Source organism: Microbacterium sp. W4I20, assembly GCF_030816505.1.
Lineage (GTDB): Bacteria > Actinomycetota > Actinomycetes > Actinomycetales > Microbacteriaceae > Microbacterium.
Map to the genome: position 1 here is coordinate 220,179 of NZ_JAUSYB010000001.1, position 22,867 is coordinate 243,045.

18 protein-coding genes are annotated in these 22,867 nt (G+C 67.8%); 9 read left to right on the forward strand and 9 right to left on the reverse strand.

Annotation, left to right across the window (positions count from 1 at the left end):
* Position 1 precedes the first annotated feature (1 nt).
* Both QFZ21_RS01060 and QFZ21_RS01065 read right to left on the reverse strand, forming a co-directional pair.
* Entirely contained in the window at positions 2-1,027 is a 1,026-nt protein-coding gene (locus tag QFZ21_RS01060) for an App1 family protein (protein WP_307373514.1), read from the reverse strand.
* Positions 1,028-1,031: 4 nt separating this feature from the next.
* Positions 1,032-1,703: a DedA family protein gene (locus tag QFZ21_RS01065; RefSeq protein ID WP_307373516.1), complete on the reverse strand. Its 672-nt coding sequence runs from the start codon at positions 1,701-1,703 to the stop codon at positions 1,032-1,034.
* A 41-nt stretch (positions 1,704-1,744) separates the two neighbouring features.
* On the opposite strand from QFZ21_RS01065, the gene QFZ21_RS01070 reads away from it, so the two are divergent.
* The 5 genes from QFZ21_RS01070 (at position 1,745) to holA (ending at position 9,814) form a co-directional block, all read left to right on the forward strand.
* Positions 1,745-3,076 (forward strand): anthranilate synthase component I family protein, encoded by a 1,332-nt coding sequence (locus QFZ21_RS01070; protein ID WP_307373518.1) that lies wholly within the window; start codon positions 1,745-1,747, stop codon positions 3,074-3,076.
* Between the two features lie 34 nt (positions 3,077-3,110).
* A complete protein-coding gene (gene leuS / locus QFZ21_RS01075; RefSeq protein ID WP_307381171.1) occupies positions 3,111-5,687 on the forward strand; it encodes a leucine--tRNA ligase in 2,577 nt (858 codons plus the stop codon).
* 97 nt (positions 5,688-5,784) lie between these two features.
* Positions 5,785-6,390, forward strand: a complete 606-nt coding sequence (locus tag QFZ21_RS01080; RefSeq protein WP_307373521.1) for a ComEA family DNA-binding protein — start codon at positions 5,785-5,787, stop codon at positions 6,388-6,390.
* 33 nt (positions 6,391-6,423) lie between these two features.
* Positions 6,424-8,739: a ComEC/Rec2 family competence protein gene (locus QFZ21_RS01085; RefSeq protein ID WP_307373523.1), complete on the forward strand. Its 2,316-nt coding sequence runs from the start codon at positions 6,424-6,426 to the stop codon at positions 8,737-8,739.
* A 37-nt stretch (positions 8,740-8,776) separates the two neighbouring features.
* Complete coding sequence (gene holA / locus QFZ21_RS01090) at positions 8,777-9,814, forward strand: DNA polymerase III subunit delta (protein WP_307373525.1); 1,038 nt, start codon at positions 8,777-8,779, stop codon at positions 9,812-9,814.
* Positions 9,815-9,928: 114 nt separating this feature from the next.
* Here holA and rpsT read toward each other — a convergent pair whose 3' ends face one another.
* Positions 9,929-10,189, reverse strand: a complete 261-nt coding sequence (gene rpsT / locus QFZ21_RS01095) for a 30S ribosomal protein S20 (protein ID WP_307373528.1) — start codon at positions 10,187-10,189, stop codon at positions 9,929-9,931.
* A 222-nt stretch (positions 10,190-10,411) separates the two neighbouring features.
* Between rpsT and QFZ21_RS01100 the strand changes: the two genes are divergently transcribed.
* Positions 10,412-11,785, forward strand: a complete 1,374-nt coding sequence (locus QFZ21_RS01100; protein WP_307373530.1) for a GH1 family beta-glucosidase — start codon at positions 10,412-10,414, stop codon at positions 11,783-11,785.
* Complete coding sequence (locus QFZ21_RS01105; RefSeq protein WP_307373532.1) at positions 11,782-13,002, forward strand: MFS transporter; 1,221 nt, start codon at positions 11,782-11,784, stop codon at positions 13,000-13,002. Before QFZ21_RS01100 ends, QFZ21_RS01105 begins: the two co-directional genes overlap by 4 nt.
* Here QFZ21_RS01105 and QFZ21_RS01110 read toward each other — a convergent pair.
* From QFZ21_RS01110 to QFZ21_RS01130, 5 genes are all read right to left on the reverse strand, one after another.
* On the reverse strand, positions 12,997-13,725 hold the full coding sequence (locus QFZ21_RS01110) for an alpha/beta fold hydrolase (RefSeq protein WP_307373533.1): 729 nt from the start codon (positions 13,723-13,725) through the stop codon (positions 12,997-12,999). The two genes, QFZ21_RS01105 and QFZ21_RS01110, sit on opposite strands and share 6 nt — an antisense overlap.
* Positions 13,726-13,788: 63 nt before the next feature.
* Positions 13,789-15,504, reverse strand: coding sequence for an ABC transporter family substrate-binding protein (locus tag QFZ21_RS01115; RefSeq protein WP_307373534.1), 1,716 nt, complete (start codon positions 15,502-15,504; stop codon positions 13,789-13,791).
* A 115-nt stretch (positions 15,505-15,619) separates the two neighbouring features.
* A complete protein-coding gene (locus tag QFZ21_RS01120; protein ID WP_307373535.1) occupies positions 15,620-17,551 on the reverse strand; it encodes an ABC transporter ATP-binding protein in 1,932 nt (643 codons plus the stop codon).
* Entirely contained in the window at positions 17,548-18,465 is a 918-nt protein-coding gene (locus tag QFZ21_RS01125) for an ABC transporter permease (RefSeq protein ID WP_307373537.1), read from the reverse strand. Before QFZ21_RS01125 ends, QFZ21_RS01120 begins: the two co-directional genes overlap by 4 nt.
* Positions 18,465-19,448: an ABC transporter permease gene (locus tag QFZ21_RS01130; RefSeq protein WP_307373539.1), complete on the reverse strand. Its 984-nt coding sequence runs from the start codon at positions 19,446-19,448 to the stop codon at positions 18,465-18,467. The genes QFZ21_RS01125 and QFZ21_RS01130 overlap by 1 nt, the downstream gene beginning before the upstream one ends.
* A gap of 273 nt (positions 19,449-19,721) precedes the next feature.
* Here QFZ21_RS01130 and lepA point away from each other — a divergent pair, with 273 nt between their 5' ends.
* Complete coding sequence (lepA, locus tag QFZ21_RS01135; RefSeq protein ID WP_307373542.1) at positions 19,722-21,575, forward strand: translation elongation factor 4; 1,854 nt, start codon at positions 19,722-19,724, stop codon at positions 21,573-21,575.
* Between the two features lie 80 nt (positions 21,576-21,655).
* On the opposite strand, the gene QFZ21_RS01140 is transcribed toward lepA, so the two are convergent.
* Complete coding sequence (locus QFZ21_RS01140; protein WP_307373544.1) at positions 21,656-21,991, reverse strand: GIY-YIG nuclease family protein; 336 nt, start codon at positions 21,989-21,991, stop codon at positions 21,656-21,658.
* Positions 21,992-22,198: 207 nt separating this feature from the next.
* On the opposite strand from QFZ21_RS01140, the gene QFZ21_RS01145 reads away from it, so the two are divergent.
* Positions 22,199-22,852, forward strand: coding sequence for a DUF1990 family protein (locus tag QFZ21_RS01145; RefSeq protein ID WP_307373547.1), 654 nt, complete (start codon positions 22,199-22,201; stop codon positions 22,850-22,852).
* Positions 22,853-22,867 lie beyond the last annotated feature (15 nt).

Here is a 22,867-nt window from a genome sequence, read left to right on the forward strand (position 1 = left end):
GTCAGCGCAGGATGCCGGCCTCGCCGAGCTGATCCCGCAGGCCCGCACCGTCTTCGGCGCTCACCCACGGGGCCGAGTCCGCGGCGTGCGGTTCGGGTTCGGCGCGACCACCGGCGAGCACGGCCTCGGCCGGCAGCAGCCGTCGGATCGCGACGCCGGCGATGGAGTCGGGGTGCTCCTCCATGAACTGCGTGTAGATGGCCTCGTCGTGCTGTCCGTCGTCGCCGATGAGCAGCCACTTCACGTCGGGGAACTCGGTCGCCAACCGGCGCAGGTTGGTGAGTTTGTGCTCGCGTCCGCTGCGGAACCAGCGGTCGTGGGTCGGACCCCAGTCGGTGAGCAGCATGGAGCCGGCCGGGAAGAGGTGGCGCCCGAGGAAGCGCCACAGCGTCGGCGCCACGTTCCACGCGCCGGTCGAGAGGTACACCATCGGCGCACCCGGATGCTGGCGCAGCAGCTGGTCGAGCAGCACCGCCATGCCGGGGACAGGAAGACGCGCGTGCTCGTCGAGGACGAACGAGTTCCAGAATGCGATGAACGGGCGGGGGAGTGCCGTCACCATGACCGTGTCGTCGACATCGGAGACCACCCCGAACTTCGTGCTCTCGGCGACGATGAACGCCCGAGCCTCCACCGGCTCCTGCTCCTCGACCGAGATGGTGAACGTCTGCCACCCGGCTTCGAGGTCGGCGTGGATCACGGTGTCGATGACTCCTCCGCGATCGGCGACCACCTGATGCGTGGAGTCGCCGAAGTGCACGGTCACCGCGGCGAAACTGACCGGGATGCCGACGAAGCTGCGCCAGCCCCGCACGCTCGCGGGCTCGCCGTCGCGGGTGCGCCGCGCCGGCGGGACGATCAGCACACGACCGACGACGCGCACCCACCCCGGACCGCCATAGCCGGGGAACGGGAGGATCGTGGCGACGCGCCCGCGGCGGCGCGCACGGCCCTCACGCCAGACGTGGAGGCGGTGCTCGAGTCGCGCGAACCAGTGGATCCGGGGCGCCGGGGGTGCGGAAGCCATTGGCTCAGTCTTTCACGTCGGCGTCCGACTCCGCTCCGTCGTCCTCCAGGTGACGGGATTCGAGGCGATGCAGCAGTTTCTTGCCGAGGAACACCGCCAGGAGGAAGACGGCGATGATGCCCACGAAGATGTACCCGGCGTAGTGGACCTTGTCGGCGAGCTCATCGAAGCTTCCGGCGGCGAGAGAGGTGATGCTGACGTATGCCGTCGCCCACAGCAGGCAGGCCGGCGCCGTCCAGGCGAGGAAGCGGCGGTACGAGAAGTGGCTCATCCCCACGGTGAGGGGAACGAGGGAGTGCAATACCGGAAGGAAGCGCGACAGGAAGATGGCGATGCCGCCTCGACGGGCGAGGTAGCGCTCGGCGCGCACCCAGTTCTTCTCCCCGACTCGACGCCCCACCCAGGAGGACCGGATGTGCGGACCGATCCACCGCCCCAGCCAGAAGCCGATGCTCTCACCGATCAGGGCGCCGACCAGCACGGCGACGATCATCGCTGCAGCCTGCGCCGGGCCCGTGATCCCGATGGAGGCGACCAGGACGACCGTGTCGCCCGGGACGACGAGCCCGATCAGGACGCTGGTCTCGAGAAGGACCGCCACACCCGCGATGAGTGTGCGGGCGACCGGGTCGATCGAACGCATGAAGTCGATCAGCCACGGTATGAAGTCCTCCACTCCTTGAGGATACGGGAGCACCCCGGTCCTAGGCTGGAAAGGTGCGCGAACGCCTGAGTCCCCGTGAGCTCTCCCTCTGGGTCGAGCCCGCGACGGTGTTCCGGATGCTGGAGGCTCGATCCGCCGACGTGTTCTGGCTGGATGCCGGAGCCGATGCCGCCGAGGGATGGAGCTTCGTGGGGACGGGGGAGCCCGCCGTGCTTCCGCAGGACGTGCGGCTCGACGTACCCGTCGACGGCCAGGATCTTCCGCCCTTCTCTGGTGGCTGGGTGGGCTGGCGCGACTATGAGAGCGGCGCGCGGGTCGCGGGTGCTCCGGTCTCCTCAGACGCTGAATCCGCCGGTCCCTCCTGGCTGCGCGCCACGCGGGTGGTCGCCTTCGACCATGCGGCTGCACGGGTCTGGGCGCTCAGCGCCGCAGGCGCCGTCGAGGGGTGGGCGGCCGAAGTGGCCTCGGCATCGGCATCCGTCCCCGAATCTCTCGCGACGAGCCGGTCGGACTTGGCGCCACCGTCACCCGTGATCGCCGATGCACGACATGAGCCCCACGAGTACGCCGCCCTGATCGAACGCTGCCGCCAGCTCATCCGCGCGGGGACCGCCTACCAGCTCTGCCTCACCACGCGCTTCACCGTGCCGGGGGCTCACGATGCCGTCACCGTGTACGAGCGCCTGCGTGCCGCGACCCCGGCGCACCACGGCGGGTTCATCCGCATCGGAGGACGAGCACTCCTGAGCGCGAGTCCCGAGCAGTTCCTGCACGCGGCAGGGGGAGTGCTTCGATCCCGTCCGATCAAAGGGACCCGGCCGCGGAGCACGGATGCCGCCGAGGATGCCGCGCTCGCCGCCGAACTCGCCGTCGACGCGAAGGAACGCGCGGAGAACGTCATGATCGTCGATCTGATGCGCAACGACCTCTCCCGCGTGTGCGTGCCCGGCTCGATCCGGGTGGAGGGGCTGTGGGTCGTGGAGAGCTACCCGGCCGTCCACCAGCTCGTCAGCACCGTCAGCGGCACAGCGGCCGAGGGCACGACGATCGGCGCTCTGCTCGAGGCGACCTTCCCGGCGGGGAGCATGACGGGCACGCCGAAGCTCTCGGCAATGACGCGGCTGCACGAGCTGGAGGGCGGGCCGCGCGGCGTCTACGCCGGCTGCTTCGGATACGTCGGCGTCGACGGTGCGGTGGATCTGGCGATGGTGATCCGCAGCATCGTGATCGATGAGGATCGTGCCGTCGTCGGTGCCGGAGGCGGCATCACCTGGGGATCGGTGGCCGCCGCGGAGGTCGCGGAGGTCGCGACCAAGGCGCGTGCCCCACTGGCGGCGCTGGGCGCGGAAATGCCCGGCCTCTGGGGTTCCGATATCCTGAATTGATCCCGTTTTTTCCTGCAGATTGGTCGTGCGTTCGTTGTCTGAGAACCTGTCCTTCGGTCCCGCCGACGAGGGGACCCCGTCGGCGCACGCCATCCAGAGCAAATGGCAGAAGTACTGGGCGGAGAACGAGACCTTCCTCACGGGCGGCGATGACGACAAGCGGCCGCGGCGCTATGTGCTGGCGATGTTCCCGTACCCGTCCGGCGACCTGCACATGGGACACGCGGAGAACTACCTCTACTCCGACATCGTGGCGCGTTTCTGGCGCCACCGCGGACACAACGTGCTCAACCCGATCGGCTGGGACTCTTTCGGACTGCCCGCCGAGAACGCGGCCATCCGACAGGGCGCCGACCCGCGCGAGTGGACGTACACCAACATCGCCCAGCAGAAGGCCGCCTTCCAGAGCTACGGCGTGTCCTTCGACTGGTCGCGGGTGCTGCACACCTCCGACCCGGAGTACTACCGCTGGAACCAGTGGCTGTTCCTGAAGCTGCACGAGCGCGGACTGGCCTACCGCAAGAAGAGCGCCGTCAACTGGTGCCCGAACGACCAGACGGTGCTGGCGAACGAGCAGGTCGTCGACGGCCGCTGCGAGCGCTGCGGCTACGAGGTCGTGAAGAAGAAGCTGACCCAGTGGTACTTCAAGATCACGGACTACGCGGATCGCCTGCTCGACGACCTGAACCAGCTCGAGGGCTTCTGGCCGCACAAGGTGCTGCAGATGCAGCGCAACTGGATCGGCCGTTCCGTCGGCGCCGACGTCGACTTCGCGATCGAAGGGCGCGAGGAGCCGGTGACGGTCTTCTCGACGCGCCCCGACACTCTGCACGGCGCCACGTTCTTCGTCGTCGCCCCCGACTCCGATCTGGCGAGCGAGCTGGTGGCGGATGCTCCGGCCGAGGTGCAGGAGCGGTTCCGGACGTACCTGGAACAGGTGCAGAAGGAGACCGACATCGATCGGCAGTCCACCGACCGCCCGAAGACGGGCGTGTTCCTGGAGCGCTACGCGATCAACCCGGTCAACGGCGAGAAGCTGCCGGTCTGGGCTGCGGACTACGTGCTCGCCGACTACGGCCACGGTGCCGTCATGGCCGTGCCGGCGCACGACCAGCGCGACCTCGACTTCGCCCGCGCGTTCGATCTGCCCGTCAAGGTGGTCGTCGACACCACGGCTCCGATCACGGGTGCGATGCCCGTGATCGAAGTGGACGACGAGGGCGTTCCGATCGACACCGGAGAGATGCTCGACGAGCAGAATCCGGCGTCCACCGGTATCGCGCTGACCGGCGAAGGCCGGATGATCAACTCCGGCGCGCTCAACGGACTGTCCAAGCGCAACGCCATCGCTCGCGCGATCGAGCAGCTCGAGGCGTCCGGCACCGGCCGCGCGGCCAAGAACTACCGCCTGCGTGACTGGCTGATCTCGCGCCAGCGCTTCTGGGGCACCCCGATCCCGATGCTGCACGCCGAGGACGGCCGGATCATCCCGGTCGCCGAGGACCAGCTGCCCGTGAAGCTGCCCAGCGTCGAGGGTCTGGACCTCAAGCCGAAGGGCGCGTCGCCGCTCGGCGCCGCCGAGGGCTGGGTGCAGACCGTCGATCCCGAGACCGGCGACCCGGTGCTGCGCGACCCCGACACGATGGACACGTTTGTCGACAGCTCGTGGTACTTCCTGCGCTTCCTGTCGCCGAACAGTGACACCGTCGCGTTCGATCCGGCTCAGGCGGCTCGTTGGGCTCCGGTCGACTCGTACATCGGCGGCGTCGAGCACGCGATCCTGCACCTGCTGTACGCACGTTTCATCACCAAGGTGCTCTTCGACATGGGCCTGATCGACTTCACCGAGCCGTTCTCGAACCTGATCAACCAGGGCATGGTGCTGCTCGACGGCGCGAAGATGTCGAAGAGCAAGGGCAACCTGGTGCTCTTCGAAGAGGAGCTCGACGCGTACGGCGCCGACGCCCTGCGTGTCGGCCTCGCGTTCGCGGGCCCCGTCGAGGACGACAAGGACTGGGCCGACGTCTCGACGACCGGTGCACAGAAGTTCCTGGCGCGGGCCCTGCGCATCGCCGGCGAGGTGTCGAGCCCGGTGGACGTCGTGTTCGCCACGGGTGACGCGGCACTGCGCCGTGCGACGCACAAGCTGCTCTCCGAGGCTCCGGCGCTCGTGGAGCAGACGAAGTTCAACGTGCTCGTCGCCCGCCTGATGGAACTGGTCAACGCGACGCGCAAGACGATCGACGGCTCGGCCGGTGCGACCGACCCCGCCGTGCGCGAGGCTGCCGAGACGATCGCCGTGATGCTCGATCTCATCGCTCCGCACACCGCGGAGGAGATGTGGGAGATGCTCGGTCATGAGCCGTCCGTCGGTCTGGTGACCTGGCGCTCGGCCGATCCGGCTCTGCTCGTCGAGGACACGATCACCGCCGTCGTGCAGGTGGGCGGAAAGGTGCGCGCACAGCTCGAGGTGTCGGCACGCATCGGCGAGGCCGAGCTCGAGGCGCTGGCGCGCGCGGACGAACGGGTCATCCGCTCGATCGGCGACCGGGAGATCCTCAAGGTCGTCGTGCGTGCCCCGAAGATCGTCAGCATCGTCGTCAAGGGCTGAGGCAGATACTCCTCCACCGGGGGCGATCCTGAGGGGTTGTCCCCGGTCGGCGTCTTCGCGCGCTGGGAGAGGAGAGCCGCGCGTCTAGCGTGACGGCATGGCCGCACCGCAGTCTCCGCCCGCTCCTCCTGCTCCGCGCCGACGGATGAAGTTGAGCATCGGCGCCGCGATCGCGTTGGCCCTGGTGGTGCTCTCCGCCGCCGTCGGTCTCGGCATCCTGCGCGGCCAGGCGGCTCCGACTGAATCGCTGCCGCTGTCGGGTGCCGCCGCGACATCCGGGCCTTCCGGTGAGCTCTACGTGCATGTGCTCGGTGCAGTGGAGCGGCCCGGGCTGTACGTGCTCGAACTCGATGCGCGCCTGGTCGACGCGGTGGCAGCCGCCGGCGGCACGACGGATGATGCAGACCTGGCGGCCGTCAACCTCGCGCGCGTCCTCGCCGATGGAGAGCAGATACTCGTGCCGACGCGTGGGGCGCCGGCTGACGCGCCGGGAGCCGCGCCGCCCGGCGACGACCGCGTCGACCTGAACTCGGCCGATCAGGCGGCCCTGGAGGCCCTCCCGCGCATCGGTCCGGCGTTGGCCGAGCGCATCATCGCCTGGCGCGAGGAGAACGGACGGTTCCAGTCGGTCGATGACCTACTCGCCGTGCCGGGTATTGGCGAGAAGCTGCTGGAGGGGATCCGAGACGGTGCGCGCGTGTGACGATCGTTCCCATCGGATGGGCCGGAGTCCGGTGTGAAGCGTCGCGACCTCCGACTGCTGCCCCTCGCTGTCGGTGTATGGGGCTCCGCGCTGTTATGCGTGTTCCTTCCGGGCTGGTCCGCCTGGATGGCGGCCGCCTGTGCGATCGGCGCGCTCATGGCGTTCGTTCTCTCCCGTCGATCCCGCGGTCGACATCCCCGTGGAGGCGGCGGGCTCGTCCTGCTGCTCTTCGCCGTGATGGCAGCCGCTGCGGTCACCGCCGGGCTGGCGACGCCGTCGCGGGAACAGGCCGCGGGGTGGTCGGGACGCGTGGTGGAGGTGACCGCGGACGTCACCTCGTCGGCATCGCTCGGACGGGATGGGCGGCTCTGGTTCGAGGCGCAGACGCGGGGCATCGGCATCCGCGGCGATCCTGTCGCGATAGCTGTGCCGGTGCGGATCGGTGTCGACCCGGGCGATGGGTTCGACCTCGGCGCCGGCGTGCGGGTCGTCGGGCAGGCGATGGCGACGGACCCGGGGGAGCGATCGGCCCTGATCGTGTTCGCGACGGAGGCGGAGGTCGTGCGTCCGGCCGAGGGTCTCTTCGGCATCGCCGCCGGCGCTCGACAGGCGTTCATCGATCGATCGACGCGGCTGCCCGAGCCGGGAGCAGGCCTGCTCCCCGGACTCGCCGTGGGCGACACCCGCGCCGTCACCTCCGAGCTGAACGATGACATGCGCACCAGCGGCCTGAGTCACCTCACCGCCGTCAGCGGAGCGAACTGCGCGATCGTGGTCGGAGCCGTGTTCTGGATGACTGCCTTGTGCGGCGGAGGGCGGATGCTGCGCGTCGTACTCGCTGCGTCGGCGCTCACCGGCTTCGTGATCCTGGTCACGCCGGAGCCGAGCGTGATCCGGGCCGGGGTGATGGCCGGGGTGGCAATGCTCACGGTGCCGCTCGGGCGACCGAGCGCCGGTGCGGGGATGCTGGCGCTGTGCGCCGTGGCGATCCTGATCGCGGATCCGTGGCTCGCGGCGACTCCGGGGTTCGCGCTCTCCGTGATGGCGTCCGGTGCCCTGATCCTGCTGGCGCCGCCGCTGAGCCGAGGAATGGCACGATGGATGCCGCAGCCGGTCGCTCTCGCGGTCGCCGTGCCGCTGGCCGCTCAGCTCGCCTGCGGCCCCATCATCGCCCTGTTCGCCGAGCAGCAGTCCCTGGTCGGCATCGCCGCGAACCTGATCGCTGCGCCGGCCGCGCCGATCGCGACCGTGATCGGACTGCTCGGCTGCCTCGCCGCGCCCATTCCACCGCTGGCCGACCTCTTGACCGCCTCCGCATGGCTTCCGGCCGCCTGGATCGCGACGACCGCAACCACCACCGCACAGCTGCCCGCGGCAGAGCTGCTCCTCCCGGCCGGGATAGGGAGCGCCGCACTCGTCGCTCTCGTCAGCGCGTCGATCACGGTGGTTCTGCTCCGCCCGCACACGACGCAGATGCCGGGAACTCGGCGTTGGGCGAGGCTGCTGCGACCCAGCGCCGCGAGCGTCCTCGTCGTCGTGATCTCGCTGGCGGCTGCGCGTATGCTCCTGACCGGTCCGCTGGCCACAGCCACGACACCGGATGAGTGGTCGATCGCTGCCTGCGACATCGGCCAGGGGGACGCCCTGGTGGTGCGCTCCGCCGGGAAGGTGGCGCTGATCGACACCGGCCCCGACCCCGACGCGCTGGCGGAGTGCCTGACGAGCCTCGGCGTTGATCGCATCGATCTGCTCGTCCTCTCGCACTTCGACCTCGACCATGTCGGCGGCGCCGCCGCGGTGCAGGGGAAGGTCGACGCCGTGGTGCACGGACCGACGGCGGAGCAGGCCGATGAGCGGCTCTTGAGCGATCTGCGAGACGGCGGTGCACGCCTCACCCAGGTGTTCGCCGGGCAGCGCGGCTCTCTCGGTGGCGCGGCCTGGCGGGTGCTCTGGCCGCTCCGGAGTTCGGCGGCCTTCCCTTCGGGCAACGACGCCAGTGTGGTGATGGAGTTCGACGGGGGCGGGGTGCCGCGTTCGCTCTTCCTCGGCGACCTCTCCGCGGCCCCGCAGCGCGTGCTGGCCCGCAGCACTCCACTCAGCGACTACGCGGTGGTCAAGGTTGCTCACCATGGCAGCGCCGATCAGGATCCTGCGCTGTACGAAGCCCTCGATCCGACCGTCGCGCTGTTCAGCGCCGGCGCCGACAACGACTACGGACACCCGCGTGATGAGACGCTCGATCTCCTGACCACGACCGGCGCTCACAACCTCCGGACCGATCAGCACGGGCGGGTCCTGCTCGGCATCCGCGAGGGAGAACTGCAGGTGTGGACCGACGAGAGCCCGTGACCGTCCTGGTGTCGCACGCCCCCGGTAGTCTGGAGCCATGGCAGCTTCGCGTCCCCCCTCCCGTGGCGGCGCGAAGGCGGGGAAGATCCCCCAGGTGTCGTGGCGCGATCCCCATCCCGCTCCGCTGGTGCTCGTCGCCGGCCCCGAGGAGATCTGCGCCGAACGCGCGATCGCCGGCGTACGCGACTACCTCCGTGCAGAAGACCCGGCGCTCGAGGTCAGTGACGTCCGCGCCGACGATTACGCCCCGGGCACCCTGCTGTCAGTCACCTCGCCGTCGCTCTTCGGAGAGCCGCGGCTGGTGCGCGTGTCGGGCGTGGAGAAGTGCACCGATGCGTTCATCCAGGAAGCGCTGTCCTACCTCGAACACCCTCAGGAGGGCGCGACTGTCGTGCTGCGGCACACCGGAGCGAGTGTGCGGGGAAAGAAGCTGCTCGACGCTCTGCGTGCCGGAACCGGCGGCGGCATCGAGATCGCCGTTCCCGCCATCAAGCGCGACGGCGACCGCGTCGACTTCGCGGCGGGGGAGTTCCGGGCGGCCAAGAAGCGCATCGCCCCGCCGGCCCTGCGCGCCCTCGTCTCCGCGTTCGCCGATGACCTCACCGAGCTGGCCGCCGCCTGCCAGCAGCTGATCGGCGACGTCGAGGGCGACATCTCCGAAGAGATCATCACCAAGTACTACGGCGGGCGCGTCGAGGTCTCGGCATTCGTGGTCGCCGATACGGCCATCGCCGGGCGCTACAGCGAAGCGCTGATCGCGCTGCGGCACGCCCTCTCATCCGGAGCAGACCCGGTACCGATGGTCGCCGCGTTCGCGATGAAGCTCCGCACCATGGCTCGCGTCGCCGGCAACCGCGAACCCAGCCGTCAGCTCGCCCAGCGCCTGGGCATGAAGGACTGGCAGGTCGATCGAGCTCGCCGCGATCTCGCAGGCTGGAACGAGCGGTCGCTCGGTATGGCGATCCAGGCGACGGCGCGGGCCGATGCCGAGGTCAAGGGCGCCGCCCGCGATCCGATCTTCGCGCTCGAGCGCATGGTCACGGTCATCGCGACGCGGGAGCCGTTCGGCGCATAGGCGACGCTCACCCGCGGAGCCCCGGGAGAGGACCCCGCGAAAGAGGGCAACGAAAAAGCCCGCCTCGAGGAGGCGGGCTGATTCAGAAGCTGCTCGACGAGCGGCGGTCTTCGCTCAGAGCGAGGCGACCTGCTTGGCGATGGCCGACTTGCGGTTCGACGCCTGGTTCTTGTGCAGAACGCCCTTGCTGACGGCCTTGTCGAGCTTGACGGCGGCCTTCTTGAAGGTCGCCTCAGCGGCTGCCTTGTCTCCGGCGGCAACGGCTGCCTTCGTCGAGCGGATGAGCGTCTTGAGCTCGCTCTTCACGGCCTTGTTGCGCTCGTTCGCCTTCGCGTTGGTCTTGTTGCGCTTGATCTGCGACTTGATGTTTGCCACGTGTGGACGCTTTCTATACAGGAATATGAGGAATGCCGGCAGCAGAAGAGGGCTGCTGCACAGCGGTCGTGAGGGAAGAACCCACACGCAAGCCAAGAGTCGAGTCTACCAGCAGACCACCCGTTCGCGCGAAACGGCGCCGGGAAGAGGATACTCGGTCGCGGATGGGCTGGCACCGGGTGCAGAATCATCACTATCCCGACATCGACGTCAAGGAGTCTCATGACCTTCGACCCCGTTCATCCGCGCATGCCTGCGGGGTTCCGCTGGTCGGCCGCGACTTCCGCCTTCCAGATCGAGGGGTCACGGCAGGCGGACGGAGGGGGCCGCTCCATCTGGGACGACTTCCTGGAAACGCCGGACGCGATCGTCGACGGGTCGACCGCGGATCCGGCGTGTGACAGTTACCGGCATCCGGGGGTGGACGTTGCCCTCGCCGCAGGCCTCGGCCTCGACCGCTACCGCTTCTCGATCCCCTGGGCGCGCGTGCAACCCGACGGCGCAGGGCGCGGCAACGTCGCCGCCCTGGACCACTACTCGGGGTTCGTCGACCGGCTTCTCGACGCCGGAGTGACGCCGTTCCCGACACTCTTCCATTGGGAGATGCCGAGTTCGGTCGAGGCAGCGGGCGGATGGCTGAGCAGGGACACCGTCCACCACTTCGCCGACTATGCGGAGATCGTTGCCGACCGCCTCGGAGACCGCGTCGCGCACTGGTACACCCTGAACGAGCCTGCGATGATGACGCTGCAGGGTTACGCCGTCGGTGCTCTCGCCCCGGGGAAACAGCTCCTCTTCGATGCCCTCCCGACCGTGCATCACCAGCTGCTCGCCCATGCCCGAGCGGCCGAGGCGCTCCGCGACCGAGGTGCCGCGCAGGTGGGGCTCGTCAACAACCACACCTGGGTGATGCCCTTGCGCGACACGGCCGACGATCATCAGGCCGCCGCGCTCTACGACGTCCTGCACAACCGCCTCTTCAGCGAGCCGCTGCTCGCCGGCCGCTATCCCGATCTGGAGGCCCTGGGACTCCCGCCGATGCCCGTGCAGGACGGCGACCTCGCAGCCATCGCCGGCTCCATCGACTTCTACGGCATCAACTTCTACAACCCGACGACGGTCACCGCCGCAGACCCCGTCGGCCCGATCCCCTTCGACATCGTGCCGACACCGGGCGCCCCCGTGACAGGCTTCGGGCCGGAGTGGCCGATCGTGCCCTCCGCACTGCGCGATCTCCTCATCGATCTGCACGCGCGGCATCCCGAGCTCCCACCCGTGATCATCGGGGAGAACGGCGCGTCGTTCCCCGAACCGGAGCGCGCCGGCCGGGTGGAGGATACCGCGCGGATCGACTACCTCACCGGCCACATCGCGGCCGTGGCGGAGGCGATCGAGGCGGGTGTGCCCGTCGAGGAGTACACGGTCTGGTCTCTCCTCGACAACTGGGAGTGGGCCGACGGCTACACGCAGCGCTTCGGTCTCGTGCATGTCGATTTCGAGACGGGGGAGCGCACGCCGAAGGCCTCCTACGACTGGTATCGGGAGCACATCGCGAGCAGCCGGGCCACCGCTGCCGGATCGGAGCAGGGACGATGACGTCATCGACGAAGGCCGGTGCGCGATGGATGTCGCTGTTCACGCTGGCCTGGTTGGCCATCTGGACCGTGCAACTCACTCCCGTGCAGCTGCTGCTGCCCCTGCAGCTCGATACCCCGGAGGATGACTGGATCCGCGGCGTCGTGTCGTCGGGCCTGGTGCTCGGCATCGGTGGTCTGGCGGGTATCGTCGCCGGGCCTCTGGCGGGAACGCTGTCTGACCGGGCAGGCGTCGGGCGCCACCGGCGGCGCCCCTGGGCACTGGGCGGAGTGTGGCTCACGGCCGTCTGCCTCGTCGTGACCGGCTTCACCAGCGGTCCGTGGGCGGTGGGGGCGGCGTGGGTCGGCGTCTCGGTCGGCGTGGCCGTGGCATCCGCGGCTTTCACGGCTCTGATCGCCGACCAACTGCCGTCGACGCAACGAGGGGCGGCCTCCGCCGCGGTGGGCTCCAGCCAGGCGGTGGGTATCGTCGTCGGCGTCGGCCTGGTGGTGCTCTTCGGCCTCGGTATCCGCGACGGCTACCTGCTGCTCGCGGCCGTCATCGCCGTCGCGGGCACGGCAGCCGCTCTACTGCTCCCAGACCCTCCCGGGGTGGCCGAGACGCGTCCCACGGCGACCGGCCGACGACTGCTTGCGTCACTGCGCGACCGCGACTTCGCCTGGATGCTCGCGGGGCGCCTGGTGACCAACGTGGGCAACGCCCTCGGAACCGCGCTCTTTCTCTTCTTCCTGCTGCACGGGCTCGGACAGCCGAGCGACATCGCCACCGACAACCTCCTGCTGCTGATCATCGTGTACACGGTCTTCGTCGTGATCGCCTCCGTGCTCACCGGCATCATCTCGGATCGCACCGGCAACCGTCGGACCCTCACGATCGCCGCGACCGTCGTGCAGGCCACGTCGGGCGTGGCCATCGCCCTCGTGCCCACATTCGAGATGACGATGGTCGCCGCCGCCCTGATGGGTCTCGGCTACGGAGCGTTCTCGACGGTCGGACTCGCCTTCGCCGCCGATCTGCTGCCACATGAGCAGGACCACGCGCGGGACCTGGGAATCGTCAACGTGACCGCCGCGCTGGGGCAGCTGATCGGTCCGGTGCTCGGTGCCGCACTCGTCGCCCTCGTCGGAGGATTCTGGCTGGTGTTCGTCGCGGCCGCCGTGCTGTCGCTGGTCGGCGGTCTGCTCACGGCATTCGCGCGTCAGCCGGCGAGATCATGACGCAGACGGCGCCTCCAGTGAGGCGATCGCCAGACGCAGCACCGCGTTGAAGACTCGCGGCCGCATCGCCGTGACCAGGTGCGTCGTGCGCGGGACGACGATCAGCTCTGCGTGCGGTGCGAGGCGCAGGAACAGCCGTTCGTTCACGCGCAGCTGATCGTACTGGCCGTTCACGAACCAGAGGGGCACCTCGATCCGCCTCACCGCCGTCGGGATGTCGAGCGTGGCGAGACTGCGGAGAGCGGCATCCTGCGTGTCGAGGGCGTAGCCGCCGGCGGCGAAGTCGGAGCGCGTCTCGGCGGGAATGGTCGCTGCGAGCATGCGGCGGGTGATCCACATGCCGCGGTCGGGAAGCGAATCCACGGCACGGAACAGCATCCGGTAGGCGGCGAGTCCTGCACCGCGGGGGAGTGAGGTGCACGCGGCGGCGACCAGACCGGCCACCGGGGGCTTCTGGGCGCCTCCCGCATAGGTGAGCGAGAGCAGCCCGCCCATCGAGTGGCCGACCAGCAGCACCGGTCCCTTCTCGGCCGCGGCGCGCACTGCGACGTCGATGGTGTGCAGGGCCTCGTGGAGGGAGAAGTCCTCGTCCATCCGGGAGCCGTGCCCCGGCAGGTCGACCGCGGTGTGCGCGTACCCCTGCTCGTCGAGGAAGGCGAGCTGAGAGCGCCACATCGTCGCCGAGGTGCGGATGCCGTGCACGAACACGATCTGAGCGGTCACGCGTTCAGCATAAGGAAAGCGGGGCCGGTGGATGAACCACCGACCCCGCTTCCTTCAAGGGATTTACTTCTCGTATCCCACGTTCTCCACCGGCGTGATGCCGAAGAGGTCGAGACCCACGTAGGGCTCGGGCGTGAGGTTGGCGAGGCCCTCCTTGACGGTCCAGATCTCCGGGCCGTTCAGGACGGGGATGATGCCCCAGGTCTTGGAGAAGATGTCAGCTTCCATCTCCATGGCCTTCTTCGTCTGCTCCACCGGGTCCGAGATCGTCTCGAGCTCATCGTGGATCATCTTGTCGATCTCCGGCGTGCCGGTGCCCGACAGGTTCAGGCCGCTGTCCGAGCAGTACAGCTGGCAGAACCAGGCGGCACCGAACGGGTCGGACGACGTGAAGTTGAGGAAGAACAGGTCACCGTTCTGGGTGTTGTAGTCCTCGGCGAAGTCCGCGGACGGACGCTGGTCGACCTCGACCTCGACGCCGATCGCCTTCAGCTGAGCCTGCACGGCGAGCGAACGCGCGCGTGCGGTCTCGGTGTCGGAGTGCACGGGGAAGACGAGCGACAGACGCTGGCCGTCCTTCTCGCGGATTCCGTCATCGCCTGCGACCCAGCCGGCCTCATCGAGGAGCTTGTTCGCGCCGTCGGTGTCGCCGTCCTTGCGGCCGGCCTTCTCCAGAGCGTTGAAGTAGTCAGGCTGGAAGGAGAACAGCGTCAGCGAGCCGGCGGGGTCCTCGGTGTAGTCGAGACCGTTGAAGACGATCTGCTTGACCTCTTCGAGGTTGATGCCCTCGAAGATCGCCTTGCGGACATTCAGGTCCTCGAGGACCGGGTTGGCCGCGTTGAGCGTGAAGATCGCGTTCGCGGTCGCCTGACCCTTGTAGGTCTTGACGCCCTCGAGGCCCTCGACCTGCGCGAGCAGTTCGGCGCTGCCGGTCTCGGCCATGTCGACCTCGTCGTTGCGCAGCGCGTTGACCGCAGCGGTCGGCTCCATCTGGATGAACTCGACCTTGTCGAGCAGCGGAGCCTCGCCCCACCACTTCGGGTTCGGGGTCAGCGTGACGACGCCGCCGGTCTTGTCGTAGTCCGACACGGTGTAGGGGCCAGCGCCCCACTCCGGGTGCCAGTCTCCGAGGAAGGCGGTGTTGAAGAGCTCCGGCGTGTTCACTGCCGGGTGCAGCAGCTGCGAATAGACCATCTCGGGCCAGGCGAACTCGCTCTTGAAGGTGACGATGACATCGTGGTCGTTCTCGCCGGCCTCGACGGACTCGATCTCCTTCCAGCCGTCGGTGGCGTTCGGCACGTATGCCTCGTTCTCGCCGTTCTGGGCTTCCCACGTCGCCTTGAAAGCGGTGACGTCGATGGGCGTGCCGTCGTTCCAGACAGCCTTCTCGTTGACCTTGAAGTGGAGGACGGTCTTGCCGTCCTCGACACCGAAGGAGTAGTCGTCGAGGTACGCCGGGTTGGGCTTGACAGTGCCGTCGGGGTCCATGAGCAGAACCTGCGGACGGAACCACGTTCCGATCTGGGTGACGCGTGCGTCGCCGTCGCCGTGGAAGTAGTTCAGCTGCTCCGCGATGTTCGAGACGGGGATGCGCAGCTCGCCGCCCTCGGCGAGGTTCTCGCGCGGCTGCGGGTTGTAGTCGGCGCCGGTGACGGTCTGTCCTTCACCGGAACCGCCGTCGTCGCCGCCGCCGTTGCCTGCTGCTGCACATCCGCTCATGGCGAGTGCGATGGCGCCGCCGATAGCGACGATGCCCATCAGCTTCTGATGCCGTTTCATGGTACTCCTTAGTGCCTGTCGGCCTTACTTGGGATAGGGGCAGAATAACTCCGCCCTTCGCGCGCAGATCGCATTGAGCACCGAACCGTTATCGGACTGTGCACTGCGGCGAGGGTCACGTGGCGGAGGCCGCCACCGCGTCGAAGCCTTCTACGGGGAGGACGATCCGCTCGCGGGTGCGCTCGATGTCCGGGTCGGGAATCGGGATGGCCGAGAGCAGCGCCTTGGTGTAGGGATGCTGCGGATCGTCGAAGACCTGGTCGACGTCGCCGTGCTCGACGAAAGCTCCCTTGTACATGACGGCGACCCGGTCGGCGATGTGCCGGACCACGGCGAGGTCGTGCGCGACGAACAGGTAGGAGAGACCGAGACGCGCCTTGAGCTCGTCGAGCAGGTTGATGACACCCGCCTGGATCGACACGTCGAGGGCGGACACCGGCTCGTCCAGCACCACGATCTTGGGGTTGGTCGAGATGGCTCGGGCGATGCCGATGCGCTGACGCTGTCCGCCGGAGAAGGCCGTCGGGAATCGGTCGCTGTGAGCAGGGTCGAGGCCGACCGTGCTCATCAGCTCCTCGACGCGATCGAAGACCTCGTCCTTGCCCATGCCGATGGCGAACATCGGCTCGGCGATGATGTCCCACACGGTCATGCGGGGGTCGAGAGCGCCCATCGGGTCCTGGAACACGATCTGCAGGTCACGACGGATCTGACGCTCCTGCGAACGCGACGTGATGTCCGAGACGCTCGTGCCGGAGATCCGGATGTCGCCGTCCTCCTGCGCGACGAGATCCATGATCTGCAGCAGCGTGGTCGTCTTGCCACTGCCGGACTCGCCGACGATCGCCAGCGTCTCGCCCTGACGGATGTCGAAGCTGATGCCCTTGACCGCCTGCACCTCGCCGACCTTGCGCTTGAAGAGCGAGCCCTTCATCAGCGGGAAGGTCTTGCGGAGGTTGACGGCCTCCAGCGTGATCGGGCGCTCCTCGCGCGGGATCTTCGTCAGCGCACTCTCCGGGATGATCGGGACGGGGAAGACGGGCAACCCGCCGAGCAGGCCGCCGTCCTCGATCTCGTCGGCCCGGATGCAGGCCGCGGTGTGGCTCTCGTGACCGGTCGTCGACACCGGCAGCAGCTCCGGCTCGCGCTCGGTGCAGGCCGGGATGGCGATCGGGCACCGGGCCGCGAACGGGCAGGCGTCCGGCAGGTTGATCAGCAGCGGCGGGTTGCCCTTGATCGGGATCAGCGGCACCTTCTCGTGCTTGTCGACGCGCGGGATGGCGCCGAGCAGACCGATCGAGTACGGCATCCGGGTGCGATAGAAGAGCTCACGCACGGGTGCATGCTCGACCGGCTTTCCGGCGTACATCACGAGCACGTCGTCGGCGGTCTTGGCGACCACACCCATGTCGTGCGTGATGATCATCATCGCGGCGCCGGTCTCGGTCTGCGCCTTGTCCATCAGCTCCAGGATCTGCGCCTGGATCGTCACGTCGAGAGCCGTGGTGGGCTCGTCGGCGATGATCAGCTTCGGATCGTTGGCCATCGCGATCGCGATCACGACACGCTGACGCATACCTCCGGAGAACTCGTGGGGGAACGCCTTCATCCGTCGTTCCGGCTCCGGGATGCCGACGCGCTTCAGCAGGTCGACGGAGCGATCCCACGCCTCCTTCTTGGAGAGTCGGCGGTGCACGGTCAGCGCCTCGATGAGCTGGTCGCCGATCGTGAACACGGGGGTGAGCGAGGTGAGAGGGTCCTGGAAGACCATCGCCATGCCGTTTCCGCGGATCACGGACAGCTGCTTGTCGGACTTGCCGAGCAGCTCCTGGCCGTCGAAGACGATGGAGCCGGAGACCTTCGCGTTGTCGTCGAGGAGTCCCATGATGGCGAGCGAGGTCACGGACTTGCCGGAACCCGATTCGCCGACGATGCCGAGCGTCTTGCCGGCCTCGAGGTCGAACGACACGCCGCGAACGGCATCGACGCGGCCGGCCTCCGACGCGAAGCTGACCGTGAGGTCTCGGACCGAGAGTACAGAACTCATGCGCGACCTCCAGCCGCCGAGGTGGGATCGAGGGCATCGCGCAGTCCATCCGCGATCAGAGCCATCGACACCGTGAGAAGCGTCAGAGCGGCAGCGGGGAAGAAGAACAGCCAGGGCGCGCTGACAAGAGTGCTCGAGCCATAGCCGATGAGCGCGCCGAGGGACACGTCCGGCAGCTTGACACCGAACCCGAGGAACGAGAGGGCCGTCTCCGTGAGCACCGCCGAGACGACGCCGAGCGTGAAGTTGATCACGAGCAGCGAACCGATGTTCGGAAGCATGTGCCGGATGACGATCCGCATACCGGAGAGCCCGGCGTAGCGCGCCGCGTGGATGTACTCGCGCTCGCGGATCGAGAGCGACAGCGTCCAGATGATCCGTGCGGGCATGTACCAGCCGACGACGAAGATCAGCACGAGTGAGATGACGAGCCAGTTTCCGCCGGCGTCGTTGGAGATCATCGCGAGGATCAGGAAGGCGGGGATGACCATCATGAAGTGGATGATGGTCAGCATGATCCGCTCGTAGGTGCCTCGGAAGTACGCGGCTGTCGCGCCGACGATGGCGGACACCACCGTCGTGCCGACGGCGACCAGCACGGCGATCTGGATCGAGCGCTGCAGGCCTACGGCGACCTGGGCGAAGTTGTCGTTGCCCGAGCCGTTGGTGCCGAACCAGTGCTCCGCGGAAGGACCCTGTCGCAGGGCGAGGAAGTCCAGGTCGGTGTGGCTGTGATTCGCGACGAGCGGACCGACGATCGCGAAGAGGACCAGGACGGCCAGGATGATCACGCCGAGGACGGCCCCGCGGTTGCGCATGAAGCGCCGGGTGTAGAGCGCCCTCATCGAGGTGCGCTTGCGGTTCTTCGGCGGGGCGCCGACCTCGGGGGACACGCCGATGGATTCGAGGGACATCAGTTCACCCGCACTCTCGGGTCGAGGATGACGACCGTCACGTCGGCGAGGATGGCGCCGATCGCGGTCATGAGGGCACCGAACGCCGCGACGGCGACCGTGCCATGGATGTCGTTGGTGCTCAGGGTGCTGATGAAGTACTTGCCCATGCCGTTCCAGTTGAAGATCGACTCGGTCAGCACTGCTCCGGTGAAGACCAGCGGGATCGTGAAGGCGACCTGGGTCGTGACCGGGATGAGCGAGGTGCGCAGCGCGTGCTTGCGGATCGCCTGCTGCTTCGTCAGACCCTTCGCGCGGGCGGTCCGCACGTAGTCGGCCTTGATGTTGTCGAGCAGCAGCGATCGCTGCAGGAAGTGGATGGACGCGTAACCGGTGATGACCAGCGCCAGCGTGGGTAACGTCAGATGTTGGAGCACGTCGACGAGAACAGGGAAGAACCCCTCCACCCCCGGGCTCGACGCGCCTGTCACGTAGAAGACCCTCACCCCCACGGCGTTGTTGAAGCCGATCGCGAGCAGCACGAGTGCGAAGCCTGCGACGACGACGGGGATGTTCAGGGTGATGATGCTGGTGGCCTGGCCGATGCGGTCGGCGAGCTTGTACTGGCGCGAGGCCGTGTACACGCCGAGGGCGATGCCGAGGACGGTCGTGATGATCGTGGCTCCGAGGACGAGCTCCGCGCTCACCCAGATCCGGTACGACACCTGCTCGTTGACGGACTCGCCCGTCGGGCCCAAGCCCCAGTCCCAGCGGAAGATGATGCCGGAGAACCAGTTCCACCACCTCTCAAGGAGCGGCACGCTCGCCGAGAGGTTGCGCGGCACCAGGAGGGCGTCGATCTGCTCTTGAGAGAGCGGAGGGCGGCGACCGAAGTAGTTGGTGGCGGGATCGAGGTACAACCACGCGAGGAAGTAGGTGATGTTCGTCGCGACGACGATCATCAGCACCCAGCCGAGAAGGCGGCGCACGAGATACTTGATCAAGGTGATGATTCTTTCTCTTTTTCAGACGCGCTCGGGATCTGCCGACGCAACGCTGAGTCGGGTAGTTATTCAACCACCATCTACCGTTCTGCGCGATGTGACCACGCCACGCGGGTTGTGACGGAGTCCTATCGCCCACGGGATCCAGTGTCACAGATGGCCCGGGCAACTTCGCGAGACTATCACCGGTATACCGGAATCCGACATTAGGCATCCCTCACCGTCCCGCGCGAATCGATGATCGGTCACCCCTCACCGTAGAATCGACGGGACATGTCACCTCGCGCTCTCACACCTCTTCAGCCTGCCTCGACACCGGCTGCGCAGATCCGCAACTTCTGCATCATCGCCCACATCGATCACGGCAAGTCGACTCTCGCCGACCGCATGCTCCAGATCACCGGAGTCGTATCAGATCGCGACATGAGGGCGCAGTACCTCGACCGCATGGATATCGAGCGCGAACGCGGCATCACGATCAAGAGCCAGGCGGTGCGGATGCCGTGGCAGCTCGACGGCGAGACGCTCGCCCTCAACATGATCGACACCCCCGGTCACGTCGACTTCACCTATGAGGTGTCCCGCTCGCTCGCGGCCTGCGAGGGCGCCATCCTCCTCGTCGACGCGGCGCAGGGGATCGAGGCGCAGACGCTGGCGAACCTCTACCTCGCCCTCGAGAACGACCTCCACATCATCCCGGTGCTGAACAAGATCGACCTGCCGGCTGCAGATCCGGAGAAGTACGCGAAGGAACTGGCCTCCCTCATCGGCGGCGAGCCCGAGGACGTGCTCCGCGTCTCCGGCAAGACCGGCGTGGGCGTCGAGGAGCTGCTCGATCGGATCGTCCGTGACATTCCCGCACCCGTCGGCGATGCGGATGCCCCGGCGCGCGCCATGATCTTCGACTCGGTCTACGACGCCTATCGCGGCGTCATCACCTATGTACGGATGATCGACGGCAGCTTCGCGCCCCGCGAGCGCATTCAGATGATGTCGACCGGCGCGAACCACGAGGCGCTCGAGGTGGGCGTCTCGAACCCGGAGCCCACACCCTCCCAGGGGCTGGGCGTCGGCGAGGTCGGCTACCTCATCACGGGCGTGAAGGACGTGCGCCTGTCGAAGGTCGGTGACACGGTCACCACCGCCCGCAAGCCCTCGGATCGACCGCTCCCGGGATACACCGATCCGAAGCCCATGGTCTTCTCCGGCGTCTATCCGATCGACGGCAGCGACTATGCGGAGCTCCGCGAGGCGCTCGACAAGCTGAAGCTGTCCGACGCTTCGCTCGCCTACGAGCCCGAGACCTCGGTCGCGCTCGGCTTCGGCTTCCGCTGCGGATTCCTCGGTCTTCTCCACCTCGAGATCATCACGGAGCGCCTCGAGCGCGAGTTCGGACTCGACCTCATCACCACCGCGCCCAGCGTGATCTACGAGGTGCTCACCTCGGACACCGGCGAGACGGTCACGGTCACCAACCCCAGCGAGTACCCGGACGGCCGGATCGGATCCGTGTCCGAGCCGATGGTCAAGGCGGCGATCCTGCTGCCGAAGGACTACGTCGGCACCGTCATGGAGCTGTGCCAGACCCGGCGCGGAACGCTGCTCGGCATGGAGTACTTCTCCGAGGAGCGCGTCGAGCTGCGCTACAACATGCCGCTCGGCGAGATCGTCTTCGACTTCTTCGACCAGCTCAAGTCGAAGACCCAGGGCTACGCCTCGCTCGACTACGAGCCCTCGGGGCAGCAGGAGGCCGACCTCGTCAAGGTCGACATCCTCCTGCAGGGCGAGAAGGTCGATGCCTTCAGCTCCATCGTGCACCGCGACAAGGCCTACGCCTACGGCACGCTCATGACGGAGCGGCTGCGCAAACTCATCCCTCGTCAGAACTTCGAGGTGCCGATCCAGGCCGCCATCGGCGCCAGGATCATCGCGCGTGAGACCATTCGGGCGCTCCGCAAGGATGTGCTCGCCAAGTGCTACGGCGGTGACATCAGCCGCAAGCGCAAGCTCCTCGAGAAGCAGAAGGAGGGCAAGAAGCGCATGAAGATGGTCGGTCGCGTCGAGGTGCCCCAGGAGGCGTTCATCGCCGCGCTCTCCGGCGACGTCGACGGCAAGGACAAGAAGTAGGGCTTCGCCCGCGCGGGGCCCGCTGAGCCTGTCGAAGGGGTGTCGGCTCTCTTGGTTGGGTCGCTGAGCCTGTCGAAGCGTCAGGCGTCGGATCCTCTTGGTTGGGTCGCTGAGCCTGTCGAAGCGTCAGTAACGCGTGATCTCGATAGTTCTGGTAGCTCCGACCCGCGCCGCTCGATGGGCGCGTCCTTTTTTCTCCGGTTCCAGCCCTGTATCTGCTTCTCGCGCCGGAACGCCGCATCCACCGTCTCGAAGTGCTCTGCGTATGCGAGCGTGACGGGGCGGCGTTTGCGCGTGAAGTTCGCGGCCCGAAGGTCATCCTTGTTGTGCTCCCAGACGCGGGCGTCAAGGTCGCCGTTCGTGCTTCCGGTATAGAAGCTTCCGTCGATACATTCGAGAATGTAGGTCCACGCCATGGACTTATCGTCGCGCGGCGAACGTCGGCCAGGCGCGGCTGTGGATAACCGGCTGGCCCTTGACAGGCTCAGGGGCTGGGGCAGTCGGCCCTTCGACAGGCTCAGGGACCCAAGGGCGTCGGATCTGGACGTGGTGATGCGTGTGAAAGGTGACGCCCCGCGGCGCGGAGAGTGATCGCCCAGGTAAGTCGAAGTAGGGTGGAACTCATGCGGCGCGGGACTTTCCGAGACGACACGGTGGACTATGCGGCCGTGGGTGCGACCCACGCGCCCGATCTGATGCACTACCCGCCCGAGCGCAGCATTCCCGCAGAGGAATCCTGGCGCATCGGCAGTGGAGCCGAGCGGTTCCAGACCGCCGGCGAAGCGCTCCTGTCCTGGACGGCGCAGCGTGCCGCTGGGCTTTCCGTCGACGATGTGCGACCCGCTCCGGGCCCCGCCTACGCAGGCGTGAGCTTCGATGCGGAGGGGAACCCGATTGCGCCGAGCAAGCGCGATGTCGAGCCGCGGTACGACGCGGAGGGCACGCCTTTCGTCGGCGCCGGCATGACGTTGCACCTCAAGGGGCGCGTCGGCGGCATGCGCGCAGACTCCGAACTCCGCGTCATCTCGGTCACCGAGGAGACCCGGCGCATCGGCTTCGTGCTGGGCACGGTCGGCGGCTCGGTCGTCAGCGGTGAGGAGTCCTTCGACGTCGAATGGCGCGAGGACAACGACGAGGTGTGGTTCACGGTCCGCGCGTTCGACGCTCCGAACTCCCTTCTCTACCGCACCATCCCGGCGCTCGTGAAGCGCCGCCGTCGAGAGCTCTTCGCCCGCTATCTCCGCGCCATCTCCCCGCTCTACGCGACGCCCGTCTGATGACGCGAGCGCTCT